18 protein-coding genes, 1 tRNA gene and 1 pseudogene are annotated in these 19,700 nt (G+C 35.8%); 10 read left to right on the top strand and 10 right to left on the bottom strand.

What is annotated here, in order from left to right:
* The first annotated feature begins 941 nt into the window (after positions 1–941).
* From rpmG to QHG54_RS01615, 5 genes and pseudogenes are all read left to right on the top strand, one after another.
* Positions 942–1,109 (top strand): 50S ribosomal protein L33, encoded by a 168-nt coding sequence (rpmG, locus tag QHG54_RS01635; protein WP_317993303.1) that lies wholly within the window; start codon positions 942–944, stop codon positions 1,107–1,109.
* Positions 1,110–1,511: 402 nt separating this feature from the next.
* Positions 1,512–2,072, top strand: a complete 561-nt coding sequence (locus QHG54_RS01630) for a thermonuclease family protein (protein WP_317993304.1) — start codon at positions 1,512–1,514, stop codon at positions 2,070–2,072.
* A gap of 45 nt (positions 2,073–2,117) precedes the next feature.
* Positions 2,118–2,753 (top strand): uracil-DNA glycosylase family protein, encoded by a 636-nt coding sequence (locus QHG54_RS01625; RefSeq protein WP_317994047.1) that lies wholly within the window; start codon positions 2,118–2,120, stop codon positions 2,751–2,753.
* Between the two features lie 23 nt (positions 2,754–2,776).
* Positions 2,777–3,268 carry an Lrp/AsnC family transcriptional regulator gene (locus QHG54_RS01620; protein WP_317993305.1) on the top strand — a complete coding sequence of 164 codons (492 nt, stop codon included), beginning with the start codon at positions 2,777–2,779 and terminating at the stop codon, positions 3,266–3,268.
* A 217-nt stretch (positions 3,269–3,485) separates the two neighbouring features.
* A pseudogene (locus tag QHG54_RS01615) lies at positions 3,486–4,256 on the top strand (phage integrase central domain-containing protein); the annotation flags it as partial.
* Here the strand turns inward: QHG54_RS01615 and cobT are convergent.
* The 3 genes from cobT to glpD form a co-directional block, all read right to left on the bottom strand.
* A complete protein-coding gene (cobT, locus tag QHG54_RS01610) occupies positions 4,222–5,241 on the bottom strand; it encodes a nicotinate-nucleotide--dimethylbenzimidazole phosphoribosyltransferase (RefSeq protein WP_406604326.1) in 1,020 nt (339 codons plus the stop codon). The pseudogene QHG54_RS01615 and the gene cobT sit on opposite strands and share 35 nt — an antisense overlap.
* Positions 5,242–5,589: 348 nt before the next feature.
* Positions 5,590–6,570 (bottom strand): tRNA dihydrouridine(20/20a) synthase DusA, encoded by a 981-nt coding sequence (gene dusA / locus QHG54_RS01605; RefSeq protein WP_317993307.1) that lies wholly within the window; start codon positions 6,568–6,570, stop codon positions 5,590–5,592.
* Positions 6,571–6,998: 428 nt separating this feature from the next.
* Positions 6,999–8,531, bottom strand: a complete 1,533-nt coding sequence (gene glpD / locus QHG54_RS01600; RefSeq protein WP_317993308.1) for a glycerol-3-phosphate dehydrogenase — start codon at positions 8,529–8,531, stop codon at positions 6,999–7,001.
* Between the two features lie 344 nt (positions 8,532–8,875).
* On the opposite strand from glpD, the gene QHG54_RS01595 reads away from it, so the two are divergent.
* The 4 genes from QHG54_RS01595 (at position 8,876) to QHG54_RS01580 (ending at position 12,148) form a co-directional block, all read left to right on the top strand.
* Positions 8,876–9,748 (top strand): DsbA family protein, encoded by an 873-nt coding sequence (locus tag QHG54_RS01595; RefSeq protein WP_317993309.1) that lies wholly within the window; start codon positions 8,876–8,878, stop codon positions 9,746–9,748.
* 255 nt (positions 9,749–10,003) lie between these two features.
* Positions 10,004–10,495 (top strand): acetyl-CoA carboxylase biotin carboxyl carrier protein, encoded by a 492-nt coding sequence (gene accB / locus QHG54_RS01590; RefSeq protein ID WP_317993310.1) that lies wholly within the window; start codon positions 10,004–10,006, stop codon positions 10,493–10,495.
* 14 nt (positions 10,496–10,509) lie between these two features.
* Positions 10,510–11,868, top strand: a complete 1,359-nt coding sequence (accC, locus tag QHG54_RS01585; RefSeq protein WP_406604325.1) for an acetyl-CoA carboxylase biotin carboxylase subunit — start codon at positions 10,510–10,512, stop codon at positions 11,866–11,868.
* Positions 11,869–12,072: 204 nt separating this feature from the next.
* Positions 12,073–12,148 (top strand) — tRNA-Thr (locus QHG54_RS01580).
* A 598-nt stretch (positions 12,149–12,746) separates the two neighbouring features.
* Here QHG54_RS01580 and QHG54_RS01575 read toward each other — a convergent pair.
* The 4 genes from QHG54_RS01575 to QHG54_RS01560 form a co-directional block, all read right to left on the bottom strand.
* Entirely contained in the window at positions 12,747–13,241 is a 495-nt protein-coding gene (locus tag QHG54_RS01575; protein WP_317993312.1) for a hypothetical protein, read from the bottom strand.
* A 142-nt stretch (positions 13,242–13,383) separates the two neighbouring features.
* Positions 13,384–14,568 carry an alpha/beta fold hydrolase gene (locus QHG54_RS01570; RefSeq protein ID WP_317993313.1) on the bottom strand — a complete coding sequence of 395 codons (1,185 nt, stop codon included), beginning with the start codon at positions 14,566–14,568 and terminating at the stop codon, positions 13,384–13,386.
* A 325-nt stretch (positions 14,569–14,893) separates the two neighbouring features.
* Positions 14,894–15,685, bottom strand: coding sequence for a DNA adenine methylase (locus tag QHG54_RS01565; RefSeq protein WP_406604324.1), 792 nt, complete (start codon positions 15,683–15,685; stop codon positions 14,894–14,896).
* 182 nt (positions 15,686–15,867) lie between these two features.
* Positions 15,868–16,242, bottom strand: coding sequence for a helix-turn-helix domain-containing protein (locus tag QHG54_RS01560; protein ID WP_406604323.1), 375 nt, complete (start codon positions 16,240–16,242; stop codon positions 15,868–15,870).
* Between the two features lie 302 nt (positions 16,243–16,544).
* Here QHG54_RS01560 and QHG54_RS01555 point away from each other — a divergent pair, with 302 nt between their 5' ends.
* Positions 16,545–18,419: an ATP-binding protein gene (locus QHG54_RS01555; protein WP_406604322.1), complete on the top strand. Its 1,875-nt coding sequence runs from the start codon at positions 16,545–16,547 to the stop codon at positions 18,417–18,419.
* Positions 18,420–18,431: 12 nt separating this feature from the next.
* Here QHG54_RS01555 and QHG54_RS01550 read toward each other — a convergent pair whose 3' ends face one another.
* The 3 genes from QHG54_RS01550 to QHG54_RS01540 form a co-directional block, all read right to left on the bottom strand.
* Complete coding sequence (locus tag QHG54_RS01550; protein WP_406604321.1) at positions 18,432–18,662, bottom strand: hypothetical protein; 231 nt, start codon at positions 18,660–18,662, stop codon at positions 18,432–18,434.
* A 116-nt stretch (positions 18,663–18,778) separates the two neighbouring features.
* Positions 18,779–19,006 (bottom strand): hypothetical protein, encoded by a 228-nt coding sequence (locus QHG54_RS01545; RefSeq protein WP_317993816.1) that lies wholly within the window; start codon positions 19,004–19,006, stop codon positions 18,779–18,781.
* Complete coding sequence (locus QHG54_RS01540) at positions 19,003–19,665, bottom strand: glycoside hydrolase family protein (protein ID WP_317993817.1); 663 nt, start codon at positions 19,663–19,665, stop codon at positions 19,003–19,005. Before QHG54_RS01540 ends, QHG54_RS01545 begins: the two co-directional genes overlap by 4 nt.
* Positions 19,666–19,700: the final 35 nt, after the last annotated feature.

The following is a 19,700-nucleotide window of genomic DNA, read 5'->3' as shown; positions in this document are numbered from 1 at the left end:
ATGGTTCCTATTAAGATTTATATTGCGTTCACCATGACAATTATATTTATCCTGTCAGGGGGGGCGTTAAATCAAAAGTTGTGCAACACCTAAACGTGGTGTGGTATTTTTCATTTATGCTATTATATAAAAATTTAGGCCGACACTGCTGAAAAAAGTGAAGACATAAGGGATTTATACCTTTTGTTACTGGCTGTGTCCTTATTGTACTTCCTGCAATACCAATTTTTGTAACGTGAAAATTAAACAAAAAATTTAAAAAGAGTTAATATGCACTAGTTTTCTCTATATTTTTTTTACGTTCCTACCTCAACAATAGTAGTATTTGTTTATGGTGCTATCCATATAGAACATCACCCTTATAACGCTCTTTATAATTTATCTCTTGGATAGAAGAGGCAGCACATTTTTTATGGCAATATTTGTGCTTAAGTGTATTCTTAATTCCTATAGTAATAAGCGATTATGCAAAGAATCAGTACTATCCTCTTTCGAGCTGCTTATCCTAGACTTATATTGGAATTTTTATAATACCATCGATAACCAGATACCAATGGATTTTCATGCTTGATCTCCTTCTTAATGGTAATATTTTTCTGGTCTTTATGTAGTCGATCTTGAACAATTAATAGCATGCTTCAAAGAGCAAAAATTTGCTACTGACAATTTTACTTTTATCTTTTTCTATGAAATCAGTATACTCGTCGCGTCAATCGTTATTGATAAGGCAATGAATATCCTTAAACCATTTAGTTTTTTCGCTAAAATGGCTTATTTTGAGCCTATAAATCATTTTTCTATTTGTCCAACTAAGAAGAAAATTAATCAGCTCTTGACTTTTTTTACAACATCCGTAGTGTTACCGGAAAATCTGATTGTATCAAAAATAAATTTTGATACTACAGTGATATCCGTTTTCAGTATAAATAGGACTCTTCAATATGGCCAAGGCAGCAACCGTTAAGATCAAACTTTTGTCGACTGCAGATACTGGTTTTTTCTATGTGACGAAGAAAAATAGCCGTACAATGACAGATAAGATGAGCAAACGTAAATATGATCCAATTGTAAAAAAGCACGTCGAATTTAAAGAAACAAAAATTAAATAATGAGTTTATATCGTTTAAATGATAATTTCTGTCACCGAAAGTAGAGGCAAGTTTGCTCTTTTAAAATGCTTTCTGGGTGTATTTTTTTGCTTTTTTAAACTTAAAAAATCTAAGGTAGTGTTATACCCGTGTTTGTACGCTCTATATCATAAAGTTATACAGACTTCAGCGAAGATGATTTATTTTTTTGATCGCTTTTCTGTATCTTGATTATGAGATGTCAATCATAAATTGTGTGTGATCTGTTTTGCTATTTAATAAAGATATAAAGTGAGTTGAATATACAAAAAATCTTCCATTATAATGGGAGTGTACTTTTTTATCAAAGTAATGGAAACTTGGTACAAAAATTATCCAATTTCCTCTAAATTAAGCGTATCATGGCAGCAATTTTTTGATTTCATGAAAAAAAGACTCATTTTGATCTTAAGCAATTTTAATCTAAAGATTATAGGTTTTTGCATTTTTATCGCAGCTCTCACTCTTATCGTGACGAGAATTTATTTTAAGTATACTCAAACACATCCTCAAAAAGCAGCTTTTATTTCGAGAGAATCTATAGAGGGAGATGCATTTATTATTGATGGCGATTCAATCATGATTTCCTCTGTCATGATCCGGCTTGCAGGGATTGATGCTCCTGAGCTCCATCAATTTTGTGGTACAAAGAAAGTACGCTATCCATGCGGTCTTGAAGCAAAAAAATATTTAGAGCGACTCATAGCAAACCAATCTGTTACATGTCATTGGTACAAAAAAGATCAATATCGCCGCATTCTTGCCACATGTGAAACAAAGCAAGTCAGCAACATCAATGCAACGATTGTCCATAATGGTTGGGCTGTAAGTTATCATGACTATCCTAAAGAAGAACAAGAAGCCAGAAAGAAAAAAAAAGGAATATGGCAATCAAGTTTTCAAAAACCACGAGAATGGCGAAAAGCTCATCCTCGAATAGAATGAAGTATTTTCTTTTTTGTGATACATTCTTTAATTTTCTATTTACCGATGAAAAAACAACTGTGTAGTCAAATTCTCGAACTTGAGAGAAAAATTTATTCCTGTCGTATTTGTCTCGAGCATCCACATTATCTTCCTCCTCTGCCGCATGAACCAAAACCCGTAGTTTATTTATCTAATACGGCTTCGATAGCAATCGCTGGTCAAGCACCAGGTCTTCGTGTACATGAAAGTTCTATTCCTTTTAATGATCGTTCTGGAGAAAGATTACGTGATTGGCTCGATGTTACGCGTGATGAATTTTATAATAGATCTCTTTTTGCTATTATTCCTATGGGATTTTGTTTTCCAGGCTATGATCAAAATAAATTTGATTTGCCGCCAAGGCGTGAATGTCAAAAAATATGGCATGAAAAGGTCTTTCAAGCCATGCCACAAATAAAACTTGTCCTTGCTATTGGAAGTTATGCGCAAAAGTGGCATATTACAGAGTTAAAACATAAAACTGTCTCAGCAACCGTCCATGATTGGAAAAATATTCTCTCCATACGTCAACCTCGAGGCTACAATGTCATGCCTTTACCCCATCCATCATGGCGAAACACTTCTTGGTTACAAAAAAATCCATGGTTTAATGATGAGCTTATTATGTCCCTACGCAGTTTGGTGCGTAAATTTTTATAAACTAAATATTGAGAAAGAAAAACATGGATCGTCTTGATCGAAAAATTTTGCATCTTTTGCAAGAAAATGCGACACTTTCTGTCGCTGATATCGCTAAAAGAGTTGGTCTTTCTACCACTCCTTGTTGGCGCAGAATTCAAAAACTTGAAGAAGATGGTGTTATTCAACGCCGTGTCGCCGTTCTTTCTCCAGAAAAAGTAAATGCAAGCGTCACTGTTTTTGTTTCTATTCGTACGAATACGCACAGCCACGAGTGGTTTAAGCGCTTTTCAAAAGTTGTACAGGAATTTCGTGAAGTAATTGAATTTTATAGGATGAGTGGAGATATTGACTATTTATTACGTGTTGTTGTTCCCAATATTGAAGCTTATGATCTTTTTTATAAAAAATTAATTGCTAAAATTGATATCCGTGATGTTTCATCTTCTTTTGCGATGGAACAGATTAAATACACAACGGAACTACCACTCAACTATATAAAATTGCACGAAAAAATAAGTGAACAAGATTCTTAAAGATTTTTATTATCTTTATAATCACATTATCATTTTATTCGAATAATACTTTGATTTATATGGATAATCAGTCATTTCTTATATTGAATGAAAGCTCCGAATATCTTAAGATTCTCTCATTCTAAACCTGTTTGTGTTGAAACAATCAAAACCACTCGCTTGCATATAACAAGCGGGATGAGCGTGTGGATAAAAACTGTACAAGAAAGGAGTAAAAATGCTTCTAATGAATGCTCTTAAATGCAAGAGCTGTCGCAATATTGGGCGCTGGCAAGAGTATGATGGGCCAACTTATGACTTCATAAACGTAAAGATAAAGATGGTGGCACTCAATGGTTTTACCGTTATACCATTCACGGACGCTGCCGTGAAATGGGCTTGAGCGCATTGAAAGATTTTCTCTTTAAAACAAGCGCGTGAATTAGCAACACAATAATGTTCTGTTTTAGTGTGGGCATTCTGTTTTGCGTGAGGGGCGTGACTCCATTAAAGAACATGAGAAAAAAAGTGTGAGGCAATGCGCAATCTCCATTATTTAAAAGACATTACTTTGGATGCTTTTGAAAGAGCCGTAGAGCCAAATTAAAAAATGACGGTAAAAATGGGAACTGGTTTCTACCCATCAAACTTCATATTCTCTCCCAATTAGGCTATCTCCCTGTTTCAGAAATTATGCAAACAGATATACGTAATACACTTGCCCCCCATCTGGCATAAAAAAGCTGATACAGCCAGTAAAACACTGAATCGTCTTAATATTTATCTCAAACATGCTGTTGCACCAGGATCGAATGTTGATTTACAGATAATAGAAAAAACAAAAGCTCTCTTAGAAAAACAACGCCATAATGCTACGAATAGACTGGCAATGGATTGGAGAGATATTCCGGCTTTTTATAAAATACTTTGCAAAACAACAGCTATAACACAATTGGCTTTGCGTTTACTTATTCTTACAGGCATTCGCACAAATCCTTTGCGTCATATTCGAATACCGCCATTTGTGCATGCATTAAAACGGCTGCCTTAACAATACCAGCCGCTATAGCTGCGCCTGTGCCTTCGCCAAGACGCATTCCTAGATCTAGGAGTGGTTCTTTGTCAATTTTTTCTAAAAGCTTGCGATGTGCTGGCTCAGAGGAAACATGCCCAACAAGAATATGATCAAGGACTCTTGGATGCATTTTATAAAGTACTGCTGCTGCTGCCGTTGCTACAAAACCATCTAAAACAACCGGTATTTTTTCCATTCTCGCCGCTAAAATGGCACCTACCATAGCGGCAATTTCACGTCCTCCTAGGCAACGCATTATTTGAAAAGGATCGTTAAAATGATGCTTATGTAAAGAAAGAGCTGTCTTAACTGCAGCTATTTTACGCTGATATAATTTTTCGTCATCCTCTATGTCACTCCCTATCCACTCCTCAACTTCTCCCCCAAACAATGCTAAACATAAAGCTGAGGCTATTGTCGTATTTCCGACTCCCATTTCACCGATACACAAGAGATCTGTTCCACCAGCGATAGATTCCATTCCAAATGCCATTGTAGCAGCAGCGCTGCGCTCATCCATTGCTGCATCTTTGGTAATATTCATTGTTGGATAGTCCAGAGCCAAATCAAATATCTTCAATCCAAGATCATAAGCTATGCAAATTTGATTGATAGCAGCACCACCAGCTGCAAAATTTTGTACCATCTTTTGTGTCATAGATTGCGGAAATGATGTAATATTTTCATCTGTAATGCCATGATTCCCAGAAAAAATAGCGACCAAAGGCCGCGTTACAAGAGGTTTTTCTGTACCTCTCCATCCTGCATACCAAACCGCTATATCTCCTAATTTTCCTAGCGTTCCTTGCTCCTTTGTTAAACTTTTCTGTCGCTTTTTTGCCAAAATTATAGAAAACTCATCAGCAACAGGTAAATTTGTGAGTAAAGCACGAAAATCATCAAACGGACTGACGGTCATGAAGATACCTTTTCAAAGCTATAATGTGTCATTAGAATCTTGTCATATAAATAGGATATGAATAATTTGTTGTTTTTTAAAAGAAGCATTTTCAACACAAAATATCATTAACGAAAAAATTGTACTAAATCACTGTTTTTATTAACTTATAGACAAACAATATTCTGAATAATATTATCCCATTTCAATATTTGATGGGCATATTCTTTAGCATATGGTCCAGTATCCTTTCTACGAGAAAGGTGGTAACTTTCTGAAATTCTCAAGTTTGAATTGCTTCAAAAATTTTCCCAAGCAAAAAACTTTAGCAAATCTAATCTTTGCTATCGGTTGATATGATAAAATGCGCTAAATGAGTGAAGCAAAAGCTTCTTTTAAAACATGTACGCCTACATCTCTTTTTGTTGCATCATTTGATAATATTTGTCGCCATCGACGCGCCCCATCTCGACCATGAAATAAGCCAATCATATGACGTGTTACATGAGAAAGCCTCCCTCCTGATGCGATATGTTTGGCAGCATAATCACACATGGCTTCAATAAGATCACACTCGTTAAGATTACTCTGCGACTCACCATATATTTCAGAATCAATATGCTTCAACAAAATTGGATCATGATAAACTTGCCGACCAACCATAGCAGCATCACACAAAGTCAAATGCTCTTTAATCTCATTAATTGATTTAATTCCACCATTTATGCCAATGAATTTATGAGGATATTTACGTTTTAATTTATAGACTCTTTCATAATTAAGTGGAGGAATATCGCGGTTCTCCTTTGGACTTAATCCTTTTAACCAAGCTTTCCGTGCATGTACCCAGAGTGCATCACCCCCAGCATTCCAAACTTGATCAGCTAAAAGATCTAAAGCCAATTCTTCATCCTGCTCGTCAACACCAACACGACATTTGACAGTTACAGAGAGTGTAGTAACCTGTTTCATAGCCTCTACAGCATTTGCTACAATATCAGGATGTAACATCAAACAAGCACCAAATGCACCAGACTGAACACGATTTGATGGACAACCAACATTGAGATTTATCTCATCATAACCAAAATCTTCTGCAATTCGCGCAGCCTCTGCTAATTTTTTCGGATCTGATCCTCCTAATTGCAATGCAATTGGATGTTCTTTATCATTCAAAGCTAACAGTTTTTTTTGAACACCATGGATTACAGCATCTGCTACAATCATTTCTGTATAAAGCAGTGCTTTTTTCGTTAAAAGACGATAGAAAAATCTACAATGTTGATCTGTCCAGCCCAACATTGGCGCTACAGCAAATTTTACTGGTGATGGAGGATTATAACATATCATAGGAGGATTACTCTTACATCTCCCTTAAGGCTTGCCACGGATACATACCAATAGTCGCTTTTCTACATCGCGGATAAAAGGTTTTTTCTCTTTTACAATCAATTGTGAGCATAGATACACGCTCTCTATCCAATTGTCTTCTCAAATTGATTTGAAATTTTGCTAAAACCAATCACGTAGAAAAATATCATGTTTCTCATGAAACGACTTCTAGAGATATAGTCACACAACCAACTTTATAAAATAGTAAACAATAACGACAAGCAATGAATTTAAATGTTGCTCCTCTCCACTCATACTATCTTTAAAGCTGATGCCGGCATTATTTAGTACAACATTTAAAACCTTTATAGCTTTATAAACAAAAGAGCAAAATGCTGCACGGCTCATGCCATTAAAGCGTTATAAGCTCTATAAAAAGTGCATCATCATAAACTTTGTTCAATCTCTTTTTTTCTTTGCATATAGGTAGAAAGAACATTAACCTCTTCTTTATTAAACAAAAGCCCAAGTTTTGAACGGCGCCATAACACATCTTCACATGTCTTAGCCCATTCCTTTTCCATTAACCATTTCACTTCTACTTCATAAAGCCCATGTCCAAAATCTTTCCCTTTATCGGCCTTACCATTTGCAAATATTATCAAAGCCTCGGAACCATAAGACCGAGCAAGTCTACGGCATGTAAAAGCATCTAAATTTGGAATCAAAAGAGCAATCTTATTCTCAATTGTATCCAACCTATTATATGGAAAATCCCCCCCAGGAAGCGTTGAGTTTCCTGTCCACGGCGCTCCTTTTTTACCAAGAGCTCTTTCAATAAATTTCATCGCATCTTCAGCTAGTTTTCGATAAGTCGTAATTTTACCGCCGTAAAGATTAAGAATCCGTGGCGAATTTTCCGTACCCATTTCTTTCAGAACGTAATCACGCGTGATTTCTTGTGCTTTTGAAGCTCCATCATCATAAAGTGGACGCACACCAGAGTAAGTCCAGACAATGTTCTCACGCAACACCGGTTGTATAAAATATTCACTCGCTGCTGTGCAGATATAGTCAATCTCTGTATCGGTAATATGAACATTAGCAGGATCACCCTGATAGTCACAATCTGTTGTTCCGAGCAATGTAAACTCTTCCTGATACGGAATAGAAAATATCACACGTCCATCACCATTTTGGAAAATATAGGCACGATCATGAGCATAAAGCTTGGGAACCAGAATATGAGAACCTTTGACAAGTCGTACTGGCGGGTGCTCTTTACAATCTAATACATTTTTCAAAATATGATTAATCCAAGGACCGGTCATATTAGCAACATAAGAAGCTGTAATGCAATATTCTTTGCCGCTTAACTTATTTCGAAGAATCATAAGCCATTTTTTTTCTTCTCTCTTTAAAGAAAGAACCTCTGTCTGTACTTTTATATCTGCACCCCATTTTTCTGCATCGCGTGCATTAGCAATTACCAAACGGGCATCATCTACTCTTGCATCAGAATATTCAAAACCTTTACGATACTCTTTCTTAAGTGTAGAGCTAAAATTTTTTGAAAAATTAACTGTTTTACTGCGCCACAGTTTTTGATTCCAGTTACCGAGATAATCATAAATGAAAAGCCCAAAACGTAACATCCAAGCAGGACGCAATTTTTTATGATAAGGGAGGATAAAACGCAAAGGACGCACAATATGTGGAGCCATACGCCAAATGATCTCACGTTCTTTCAGCGCTTCACGAACAAGTTTAAACTCATAGTGCTCAAGATAACGAAGACCGCCATGAATAAGTTTTGTTGATGCACTTGATGTCCCTGATGCAAGATCATTCATTTCAGCCAATCCAACTCTATACCCGCGCCCAGCTGCATCTCTCGCCAATCCACATCCGTTTATTCCTCCACCAATAATAAACAGATCATAATGCGTTATGGTTTTCATAATTTCACTTTTCATCATTTAATTTAACTTGTTCCACTGTGCTCAATAAAGCAACAGAAAAAAGCCAATACAAACGCTCTCTATTGGATAGTTAACGTGTTTTTTCCACAGTAAATATGCATAAAGATATTTATGATATTATCATAAATAAAAAAACATCTGATCAAAAGAAAGGAAATTTCAGCCACTGTAAAAACAGTGCTGCCGCAAAATATGATTCATATTGAAATCTCCTTAGAGAAAAATTGATATTTTCTCTGCAACCTACTAGATTTACACTATAGTTAAATGCTTTATTGCACATAGGCAATAGTTTTCATATAGTCTACTCAATGTTACAATAGGAATATGAAGCCATATAAATGACCCAGCAGCCTCAAAACTCAAAAACAACGCTCAGTGCAAAATTTTTAGCAACAGTTATGTTGAGTATTCTAACCTTTTCACCTTCTCTATCAAACGCAAAATCAAGCGAGAAAACAATAAGTTATTCTAGCTTAGAAAATCTTAAGACACAAATTTTGGAAGATCCTAGCTTTTTAGCTAAGCTTAGAGAAAAGATTACACCACCTATCAATGAGCATGATATTCGAAAGATTGTAAGAGAATATTTACTTACTCATCCAGAAATTATGATTGAAATGCAATTTCTCCTCCAAGAAAAGCTAGAAGAGCAAAGCGAGCAAGAAGCCCAAAAACAAGCTTCAATCATCAATTCGTTAAAAAAGGAAATTTTTCAGTCTCCTCATGATGCTGTTTTAGGAAATCCAAATGGTAAAAGAGTGCTCGTTGATTTTTTTGATTACAATTGTGGATATTGTAAAATTTCCTATTCATACATAGAAAACTTAATAAAAGAACACTCAGACCTACGGGTTATTATTAAAGATTTACCGGTTTTGGGATCTGATTCTGTAGCGGCACATACTGTTGCCTATGCTTTTCGAAAACAATTCCCAGAGAAATATCCTCAATTTTATAAAGCGCTTTTGACTGATAAAAGCCGCACAAATGAGGCTAAAGCTATAAAAATAGCAGTTTCATTAGGAGCAGATGAAAAAAAGTTACGCAACGCAATAAAAAATTCTAACTTGCGAGACTCCTTTAAAGAAAATATTCAAATTGCCTCCAAACTGAATATTACGGGAACGCCTTCTTATATTATTGGTGATAAAGTACTTATCGGGGCTGTGAGCGAAGATATTCTAAAAAAAGCTATAGAAAATATGCAGTGAACATTTTTTCTTTAGCGCGTTAACTTTATAAAAAATACCGTAAATGAGGTAATTTTATGCTTTCTCTTTTTTAACAACAGGCTTATAAGTACAATTCCTCGTAGCAGACACTGGTTTTAAATTGCAAAGTATAATTTTTAAAAAACTAAAAGCTTTTAATAGAAGCCTCCGTAAAAGCGCATCCCTAATCTAGAGATATTAAGTCATAAGAATTAAATAATGACGATCTTCATTGATCAAGGAGTTAGAAATAAAATGGCAACAAAAAAAGTGGACGCGGCAAAACATACCGCAATCAATACGAAAATTATCCGCGACCTTGCTGAAATTTTGAATGATACAAATTTAACGAATATTGAACTTGAACAGGGTGGACTTCGTATTTGTGTATCACGTCAAAACACTTCCATTCCTCCCGAACAAACAATTTATGCTCCCATTTCCACTCCTACTGTTGCTGTAGGATCTGCCCCAGCTCCAACAACTGAAACTTCTCCACAAGAAGATAAATCAAAGAATGCGATAACGTCTCCAATGGTGGGTACCGCCTATCTTGCACCTTCACCAGGTGCACAATCTTTTGTAGAGGTAGGACAAAATGTTTCTGAAGGACAAACGTTACTTATCATTGAAGCGATGAAAACAATGAATCAAATTCCATCACCACGCTCAGGTACGGTAACCACTATTTTTGTTAAAGATGGACAACCTGTTGAATTTGGTGAACCACTTATTGTTGTTGAATAAAGCAAGGAATAGCTATGATTCGAAAAATCCTCATTGCTAATCGGGGAGAAATTGCTCTTCGCGTTTTGCGAGCCTGTAAAGAACTTGGAATAAAAACCGTAGCTGTTCACTCAACTGCTGACGCTGATGCAATGCATGTTCGTCTTGCTGATGAAAGTGTTTGCATTGGCCCTCCCCCAGCTCGTGATTCTTATTTGAGTGTTCAACAAATTATTGCAGCGTGTGAGATCACGGGGGCTGATGCTGTTCACCCTGGCTATGGTTTTCTTTCTGAAAATGCAAAATTTGCAGATGTTTTAGAAGCCCATGATATTACATTCATCGGGCCAACGGCTGCTCATATTCGAATTATGGGCGACAAAATCGAAGCAAAGAAAACCGCCAAAAAACTCGGAATTCCTATAGTACCAGGTTCAGATGGAGCTGTCACTGAAGAAGCAGAAGCTCTACGTACTGCGAGTGAAATTGGTTATCCTGTTATTATAAAAGCTTCTGCTGGTGGTGGTGGACGCGGTATGAAAGTTGTTCATTCTGAACGAGAATTTGCTATAGCTCTCGAAACAACTCGTTCAGAAGCAGCAGCAGCTTTTGGTGATGATGCAGTTTATATCGAGAAATATTTAGAAAAGCCACGCCATATTGAAATTCAGGTTATAGGTGATGGAGCAGGAAATGCTATCCATTTAGGAGAACGCGATTGTTCACTTCAACGGCGTCATCAAAAAATATGGGAAGAAGCGACTTCACCTGCACTTAATGAAACCGAACGAAAAAAAATTGGTGATATTGTTGCAAGTGCCTGTGCACAACTTGGTTATCGTGGAGCAGGTACCATTGAATTCCTTTATGAAAATGGCGAATTCTATTTTATTGAGATGAATACGCGTTTACAAGTTGAGCATCCTGTAACTGAAGCAATTACGGGTATAGATTTAGTCCATGAACAAATTCACATTGCATCGGGCTGTAAACTTTCAGTTACACAAGACGATATCTGCTTTTCTGGTCATGCTATTGAATGCCGTATCAATGCGGAAGATCCCATTAGCTTTATGCCATCACCAGGAATAATTACACATTTTCATACACCTGGAGGTTTAGGAATTCGCGTTGATTCTGGTGCTTATTCAGGTTATTGCATTCCGCCTTATTATGATAGCATGATTGGAAAGCTGATTGTTCACGGAAGGACACGCTTAGAATGCATGATGCGTTTACGGCGTGCTTTAGATGAATTTGTAGTCGATGGAATCAAAACCACATTGCCTCTCTTTCGTGAGCTCATTAACAATCAAGATGTTGCAGATGGTAATTATAATATTCACTGGCTAGAAAAATATCTTTCTAATCAGTCAGCCTCTTCCGATTCGTAACCTGATAACGAATCGGTGGATTTTCATCAACACTTCCACTAAGTATCAGCATCAGGATAACATCAACATTCTGGAAAAGCTGATAAGGAAATAAAGAAGCTAATGATTTTATAATTTATGATATAGATTTTTAAAAATGTGCACAAAAACTGACAATTTTCTATTTTCCTTTTTGTTAGTTTGTGCTACTGCCTGTTTGGTTATGCCCTTATAGCTCAGTTGGTAGAGCACCTGATTTGTAATCAGGGGGTCGGGAGTTCGAGTCTCTCTGGGGGCACCATTTGCTTTCGTAATCGTGCTTAATGCAGTGATTTTTTATATCTCTTTCCAAGGTGCGGGATGCGTGAATGAAGGTTAAGGAAAAGAATTTCTAAACCCGCTTCTATCAACTGGATATTCTTTGTAGATTATTTCTAATAATTTCTTGGGTAATGCTCTAAGTCTTGTTGTAAAAGACCATTTAAAATCCTAATAAACATGCCAATGATTTCATGGTAAAATGGATTCCAAGACTTTATTCTAAACCTTTCTAATAAGTATCTGCTTCTCTTATCACAAATGCTATAGTAGAAAATAGGCACCATCATTAATTTGCTTGCTACCAATGTGGCGATTACTCTTGCATTCAGACAGCTCATTCATAAGAAGCATATTTAGTCCTTTCTTAGCAAATCTCTCTTGTGACGTGCAAAAAAATGCTTTTTTTGATTCAATATTATAAAAAATTAAAATAAAAGAATCTCATGATATTCAGGGTTTTAATTCAATATGCAAAACAATGAATTTTTATTATGAATCAATGGGATATCGCCCTGTTTCTATTAAGCTGGAAATGTTTTTACCAACATTTTTATTTAAAAAATTTTTTGTCTCTCGGCTTAACATTCTTTTTCAAAAAGGTGCGGGCTTTCAATAATAAGCTTTTCTCGCGCTTTTTGTAATTGCTTAATGACTTCATCAATTTTTGAAGGAGAATAAAAAGATTCTTGGTTATCCAACAGATGTTGCCTCTCCCTACCCTCATAAAAACACTGCATCTGAGATTGCAGTATTCTAATCTCTTGAAAGAAAAGGCGTCCAGTTTCCTTAAAACCATTATTAAGTGAGAAAAGCTGTTCGGAAATCGATACCAAAATTTGTTTTAAAAAGCGCTCATTTTCTTGGCGTTTGCGGTATTCTAAAATAAGAGCATGACTTATCTCATCCAATTGTTTTTTTGTGGAATCAATCTGATGCAATAAATTTGATTCTCCCCCCATATTGTCTTCTCTCACCTTCAAAAGCATAGCATGAATATCTAACAATTTAATTGCGGAATGAGATAAATAATCAACTAATGTAGGCGTATTAGCATAGCGTTTTTGTGCAACCATGATGAATTCACCTAATGACAATAGTTTTTACATTCATTCCGCTATTCATCTTTGACTTTACAAAGCCATTCTAAAGAAAGTGCTAAAAAATGTCTTTTTCACCTATTTATGTTCGATAAATATAACCACACTCTTTTGGTAATTAACGTCGAGTTATTGGAGATAAAAGACGTACTGGTGTATAAAGAATAAGGTGCGTTGTTTTCTCCAACACACTGCTACTATCAGCAAGAAGCGCCTGACTAGGTGATAATTCTGTACCCTGCATAATTGTTGAAGCCAAAGAACCTTCTCGAGCAAGAGCCATCAATGTTGGCGAAGAGGCAAATACATTGTGTGCCCCGCCATCAACATGAGATAAATCTAGAACAGTTATTCCATTTTCACGCAACATCTCAATATCTGAACCATCTCCCACACGATGATGTCCACCCGTAAGATGCCCCGAAACAGCTAGAGCTTTATCTGCACGAGAAACCAAAATAGCTGTTGGATGAGGTAATTTCTTAATATCATTAAGTTGACGCTCAAACACATCAATATCAATGTCTGGAGCTGCCATCAAAAAACTTGTAATACGGCGAATAGGTTTATATTTTCCTTGTAATGCTAGAGTTCTAAATGCCTCCATTATAACAAAATTTCCCATAGAGTGTGCAATAACCGTAATCTGATCAGCTTTGGTTTCGCTGATGAGTGTCAAGAGCTCTATCAGTCCATCACGGGCAAAATTGGCACTATCACGGTCATAAATATAAAGAGGTATTGACCCAGCAGAGGGCCATGAATAGTGCACAGCGACAACATTTAAAGAATAATCGTATGTAAACTGAGCTGTACGAAATGTGCCATCTGCAAAATTATTATTATAGCCATGAATAAAAAGGAAAATTTCTCTTTTTCCTTTTGGCTTTTTTTCTAAAGCAGCATTTAATTGCTGCTTAAACTGTTCCTTGTTATCATATTTTTGCAGCGCCACTGCTGCAAAATATTTATCGTGAGTGGGACTATAGGCATTTGTCTCAACAACACCCTTCACATGTTGTTGAGGAATTCCTATATCAACGCGATTATAGTGCACTTTATTTGATCGCTCTGCCCCATAAGGCTGAGAATAGTTTTTTTGCATCATACGGCTTGTTGCAACATACACTGGAACGACTGCCTTTGGAGGAATCGGGCTGCCTTCAACTTCCTTTCGCACTGCAATCATAGATGGTGTTGCATGTACCCCATGCCAAAGTACAGCACGTGTTTGACTACATGCGGTTAATAAAGAAACGCAAATAAAGAGTATTAAATACTTTAAAAATACTGTAGTTCTCATTGCAAAAATACCCCATCCCATTTAAAAGAGCAAACATTTCAAATCTACAAGTATAAGGGAAAAATCTCCAAGGAGTTGAAATTGAAAGCGTTACGAAGAATGCACTGAACAACTAATACGCTAAAAAAAATCCCACTCTACTGCGTACTATCCCCTTATTCATCTATAGCGACCACTGAGAACGCAAATGGTGCGGTCGAGAGGTACCATTTTATAAGTATTTTTATAATATTTTCAATAAGTTAATAAAAATATCAAATAATAAAACCACCTTTTAAACCACCTGATATACAGAATCTATAACATTATCAAATAGCATCATCATCTATATATTGCAATTACAAATCAAGAGTTCTTTTCGGGAGGTTTTTTTAACAAAACCAGATGTCCAAAGGGTCTCTAATTCTAAAAAGTCAAAATCCCTAAAGATCTCTCGAACCGCATCACAATCATTTAGACTCAAGACAAATTTGCCTTGGATGCTTTTGAGAACTTTTGCCATACTCACAAAATCATCTTCAACAAAATTCCCAGAGCTGTAACACTTCTTCTTCACAAGATAAGGCGGGTCTAGGTAAAATAAACTGTCGGGGGCATCAAAAAGTTCGACAACCCGCTCCCACGATAAATTTAAAATCGTCGTATCAAGTAGCTTCTGTCTAACACGTCGCATCCTTGCTAAAAGCTTATCGGGATTAAATACTGTAGGCTTTTTTCTTCCAAAACTAAAAGAGACATAATCTTCTTTCCCATACATCACACAACGTTGGAGAAACAAAAAACGTGCGGCTCTTTCAACTTCGGAGAGGCTCTCTGGTTCAATAGCCGCAAGTTCAAAAAACAACTGTCTCGAACAAACAAACCACTCCAGTCGTTTGGCTAAATCATCAAAATCATTTTGAACACACTGAAACAAATTCGTGATCTCACCATTCAGATCATTAATAACTGAATATTTTGCTGGTCGTTTGTTTAGGAAAATAACACCTGAACCTAAAAACGCTTCAACATAGGTCTCATGGTCAATATTATTTAAAATCGGTATAATTTTCTTACGCAGATAGTGTTTACCACCCATCCACGCAAACAATGTTTGTGTAAATTCTTGTTTCATCATATTTTAAAAGGAGAGATTTGATATTTAACTTTTTGTTATCCACTTTTTGAGATGTGAGAAGATATTATCGAGTGCGTCTCTCTGGGGGCACCATGTAATTTTTTATCATGCATAACTTACTGTTCTGATTCATCTTTTTAAAAGTAAGGGATGCGTAAATAAAAGTGAGGGGATAGGATTTTCTAACATTTTTCTATAAAGCACACTTCGCACAATGTTTCTAATGTTTCTTTGAAGTCTGCTAACGCTTCTTGATGTAAGCCATCTAAAAGTCTCATAAACGCAACAACAGTTTCGCGTTGCAACGGAGTAGAAGGCTTTATTATGATTCTTTTTCGACAAGAATAGGCTTCTTTTTTTAAGAGAGAAGCCATAGCTTTATCTAAACCATAAAGCTCTATGATCTTTTCCTCCAGTCCTACAGGTACAGATTTTTTGCCAATTTCGACAGAAGATAAAAATGCTACAGATATGTCTAATTTCTTAGCCATATCTAAGAGACGTTCGGAGTGATCAATGCGAAGTTTCCGTAAAATTTTACCAAAGGATGTAAGCATCAAAAAAGTCCTGTTAGAAAAAGAATTATTTATTATGATTCTAGCAGAAAATTTTAGATTTTAGTTAGTCATTATTTTTAACGTGTGGAGATATTGTCCAATACCTCTATACAAAAACCGTTATCAAGCATATACAATATCTATTACGGTGAGAAATTATTAATTTTTCATTAGGAATAGTGCATTTAATATCATCATAAAATCTAAATATTACAATGAGATATATAAATTAGAAATATAATTGGTGTACCATGCTTGTCAATCTTAATGCTATAATCCGCGATCTTTCTTCAGAAACGAATATGGTTACAGTTCTTAAGGAATCTATCGTTAACTCTATACAAGCTCATGCAACAAAAATTGATATTTTATTCCAACTTTATGGCAATGTAGATTTGTGGGGAAATCAACCAGTTTTTTCTATAAGCGTTTTTGATAATGGAGATGGATTTACAAAAGAGAATATCAAATCTTTCTCTACCTATAAAAGTGATTATAAAATTCAAGAAGGATGTAAAGGTATTGGACGTGTTACTTACTTGAAAATATTCGAGAAAGTTAAAATTGTTAGTTTTAGTAAAGATGAACCTAATGCTCAAATTTCACTGAATTTCACTCCACAATTTACACAAGATTCTTTTAAAAAAGAAAATGGCGAAAAAGCTAAATGGTGGACTACACATTTATATTTAAAAAAACCTTATAAACAAAATCATTTAGATATAAACCTAATTCATAATGAAATTTATTATCATCTTCTTCCTTTACTTTTTTTAAAGAAAGATAAGAATATTCAAATTAACTTTTATGTACATAATGTAGAAAATTTAGAAGATTTAAATAACTTAAGGGACGTAAAAAATTTAGAAGATGTAGAAAGCTTAGAAAAAAGAACAATCAATACGCAAGATTTACCTTATTTAGAAAATAAAACTCTCAAAATCGGTCCTTTAAATATTCCCTTCAGCCTTTCTTATTATTTTGAAGAGAACACAAATTCTAAGACTAAAATAGAAGCTTTCTATTGTGCTAATAATCGTGCTGTTATACCTTTTTCAAAATTTATAGACATCAATCCAATAAACAATGTGATGATGATATTTTTATTGGAATCGCCTGTTTTGGATAAATATGTTAACGACGAACGGAATGAGTTTGAGATTAATAAAACAAATCCTGATTTAGAAACCCAACTAACTTGGAATGATATTAATCAAAAATTAGAGGACACTTTAAATGAAATAATTAACAGCAAATTTCCGGGAATTAAAGAAAAAAAGAGCACTCTTCTCAAAAGAATTGTTGAAGAATATCCTTATTTAGTAGACTTTCTAGACACAAAAGATGTAATTGGGGGCGTCTTTAAAGAAGATCCATTTATTGAAGGCGCAGAAAAAAAATATTTAAAAAGAAAACTAGAATTCAGAAAAACTCTTCGTGAAGGAAAAGGAATTCCAAAAGAAAATTTACAAAAAGCACAAAACTTTGCTAGTCTAGAATTAACCCAATACATTCAATTCCGAGATAATATTCTGAATGAGTTCTCTAAATTATTAACACCTACGACCTTAGAAAAAGAAATTCATAATTTATTTATCCCACAACACTGTACTGCTGATAAAGCCTTACCTTTACCACTGAAAAAGAATAATTTGTGGATACTTGATGACAACTTAATGAGTTACAGCTATTTACAAAGTGAGAAGAAAATAAAGGAATTTATTTCAAAGGTTAAGTTACTTTTACCCGCTTCTGAGAAAGATAATAAAGAATTACGGAGTCGACCTGATATAGCTTTGTATTTTGACTCTGATAGCGAAAACCGCGCTGTTCTAATAGAGTTTAAAAGTCCCACAGCAGATTACAAAAATTCTGGCGTTTCTCAATTAATGTATTATGCTCAAGCACTTCAAAGAGCTGGTGTTACAGAGATGTATCTCTATCTCATTGCTGAAGTAGATGATCCTTACGAAAAAGTATTACTTATTACAAATAATTTCACTAAAGTTTTTTCTCCAGAAGGAAAATATTATCGGTGTTATTGGTCTGAATTCAATGCTTGCGTACAAGTTATGTCTCTATGTACTATTTTAAATAACGCAAAATTACGAAATAACACTTTTATGGATATTATTAAAAAAGATTTGTTACACCATAAATCAGAGCAAAGCAGTTAAGTATTCTATTCTTCAACCCCTGGTTAGCCACCTTTTTAAATGGGTGAGGATATTATCGAGTGCGTCCATAATGCGGGCAAAATCTATTACAAACATAAAAATGATGAATGCTAACCATTTCATGATGCGTGACATCATTTTTACGCCTTGGTAGGTCTCTATCATCTCGTGAAGGAGCTGTTGTTCTGTTTCTGTAAGATCTTTATCTTTGGTGCTTCGTTTCTTGACCATCTTTCCAACCACATAAATGGGCTCCCTGCTTGTTATGCTTCAAAATATCTCTTGCAAGGTTGGAACTGATGACCGCAACATCCTTATTATCCAAATAAATGGGCAACCAGCCACCACAAGAAACTGACCTATTTGCCACGCACCCAACGAGAAAGTTCAGTGCGCACCCCAGCATCACTTTTTTGATTAACTTCATTTTCTACCTCAAGACGGGTTGTTGCTGTCTTTAAAGCATTCTCTGTTTGCTTTTGCCGTTCGCTTTGCTTGCCAAGGTGAAAGGCTTTGGCTAAAGCCATAAAAAAAACGGCTAAAGCCGCTGTAAACATCAGATGATATTTCTTTAGCCACAAAATCATAAGCGTTGCTCGCGAAACCTCTTGGCGACAAACACAATGCCCGTTACAGCCGCTAAAACCATTATGCCTGCTAATGCCCATTGGATTGGACCATTGCCTGCTAACAAGCCGCCAAAACCAGAACAAGACCCTATAATCGGGGCAAGTGCTTCTATCTTTAAAAGCCCTGTCGCTGCTTTCGTTTCCACTCTTTGATAATTTGAGGAAATATAAGCCCCTTTTGCCCATAATCCCGCTTCCGCTGCTCTACGGTTCGCAAGTCCTTGAAGAGGTTTACCATCTACCTTATTCCATTTCTGTAATTCTAAGGGTACGGCTTCATAATCGCCTTGATTAAGTTTCTTCAACAATGTTGACTTGCGGAAAGCAGCTGTTCCTACGTTATAGCAAAACGAGACCAATGCCGCGAATTGGCAATCCGTTAACGAAACCGTGACCGATTCCTCTACCGTCTGCTCGAATTGCTTTAAGTCTTTACAAAGGATTTCTTCTGCTTGCTCTTGGCTAATACACATGCCTTTTTTGACAAGGGGGTGACCCGCATTGCTGGTGTGACCATAACCAATCGTCCAGACACATGCCGTATCTCTATAAGCCTCTAAACGCAAACCTTCCCATTGTTTGATAAGCTCTAATCCTTCTTTCGATATCTTTCTCATCTGACGCTCCATAAAAAAAAGCCCCACAAAAGTGG

The organism is Bartonella gliris, from assembly GCF_045277155.1.
Taxonomy (GTDB): domain Bacteria; phylum Pseudomonadota; class Alphaproteobacteria; order Rhizobiales; family Rhizobiaceae; genus Bartonella; species Bartonella gliris.
This window is presented reverse-complemented; position numbering and strand designations above follow the sequence as displayed.

What these genes read in the sequence shown, in the direction of transcription:
- rpmG (WP_317993303.1), top strand. Translation starts at nt 942, where the DNA reads ATGGCCAAGGCAGCAACCGTTAAGATCAAACTTTTGTCGACTGCAGAT.
- QHG54_RS01630 (WP_317993304.1), top strand. Translation starts at nt 1,512, where the DNA reads ATGAAAAAAAGACTCATTTTGATCTTAAGCAATTTTAATCTAAAGATT.
- QHG54_RS01625 (WP_317994047.1), top strand. Translation starts at nt 2,118, where the DNA reads ATGAAAAAACAACTGTGTAGTCAAATTCTCGAACTTGAGAGAAAAATT.
- QHG54_RS01620 (WP_317993305.1), top strand. Translation starts at nt 2,777, where the DNA reads ATGGATCGTCTTGATCGAAAAATTTTGCATCTTTTGCAAGAAAATGCG.
- cobT (WP_406604326.1), bottom strand. Translation starts at nt 5,241, where the DNA reads ATGACCGTCAGTCCGTTTGATGATTTTCGTGCTTTACTCACAAATTTA.
- dusA (WP_317993307.1), bottom strand. Translation starts at nt 6,570, where the DNA reads ATGATATGTTATAATCCTCCATCACCAGTAAAATTTGCTGTAGCGCCA.
- glpD (WP_317993308.1), bottom strand. Translation starts at nt 8,531, where the DNA reads ATGATGAAAAGTGAAATTATGAAAACCATAACGCATTATGATCTGTTT.
- QHG54_RS01595 (WP_317993309.1), top strand. Translation starts at nt 8,876, where the DNA reads ATGACCCAGCAGCCTCAAAACTCAAAAACAACGCTCAGTGCAAAATTT.
- accB (WP_317993310.1), top strand. Translation starts at nt 10,004, where the DNA reads ATGGCAACAAAAAAAGTGGACGCGGCAAAACATACCGCAATCAATACG.
- accC (WP_406604325.1), top strand. Translation starts at nt 10,510, where the DNA reads ATGATTCGAAAAATCCTCATTGCTAATCGGGGAGAAATTGCTCTTCGC.
- QHG54_RS01575 (WP_317993312.1), bottom strand. Translation starts at nt 13,241, where the DNA reads ATGGTTGCACAAAAACGCTATGCTAATACGCCTACATTAGTTGATTAT.
- QHG54_RS01570 (WP_317993313.1), bottom strand. Translation starts at nt 14,568, where the DNA reads ATGAGAACTACAGTATTTTTAAAGTATTTAATACTCTTTATTTGCGTT.
- QHG54_RS01565 (WP_406604324.1), bottom strand. Translation starts at nt 15,685, where the DNA reads ATGATGAAACAAGAATTTACACAAACATTGTTTGCGTGGATGGGTGGT.
- QHG54_RS01560 (WP_406604323.1), bottom strand. Translation starts at nt 16,242, where the DNA reads ATGCTTACATCCTTTGGTAAAATTTTACGGAAACTTCGCATTGATCAC.
- QHG54_RS01555 (WP_406604322.1), top strand. Translation starts at nt 16,545, where the DNA reads ATGGTTACAGTTCTTAAGGAATCTATCGTTAACTCTATACAAGCTCAT.
- QHG54_RS01545 (WP_317993816.1), bottom strand. Translation starts at nt 19,006, where the DNA reads ATGATTTTGTGGCTAAAGAAATATCATCTGATGTTTACAGCGGCTTTA.
- QHG54_RS01540 (WP_317993817.1), bottom strand. Translation starts at nt 19,665, where the DNA reads ATGAGAAAGATATCGAAAGAAGGATTAGAGCTTATCAAACAATGGGAA.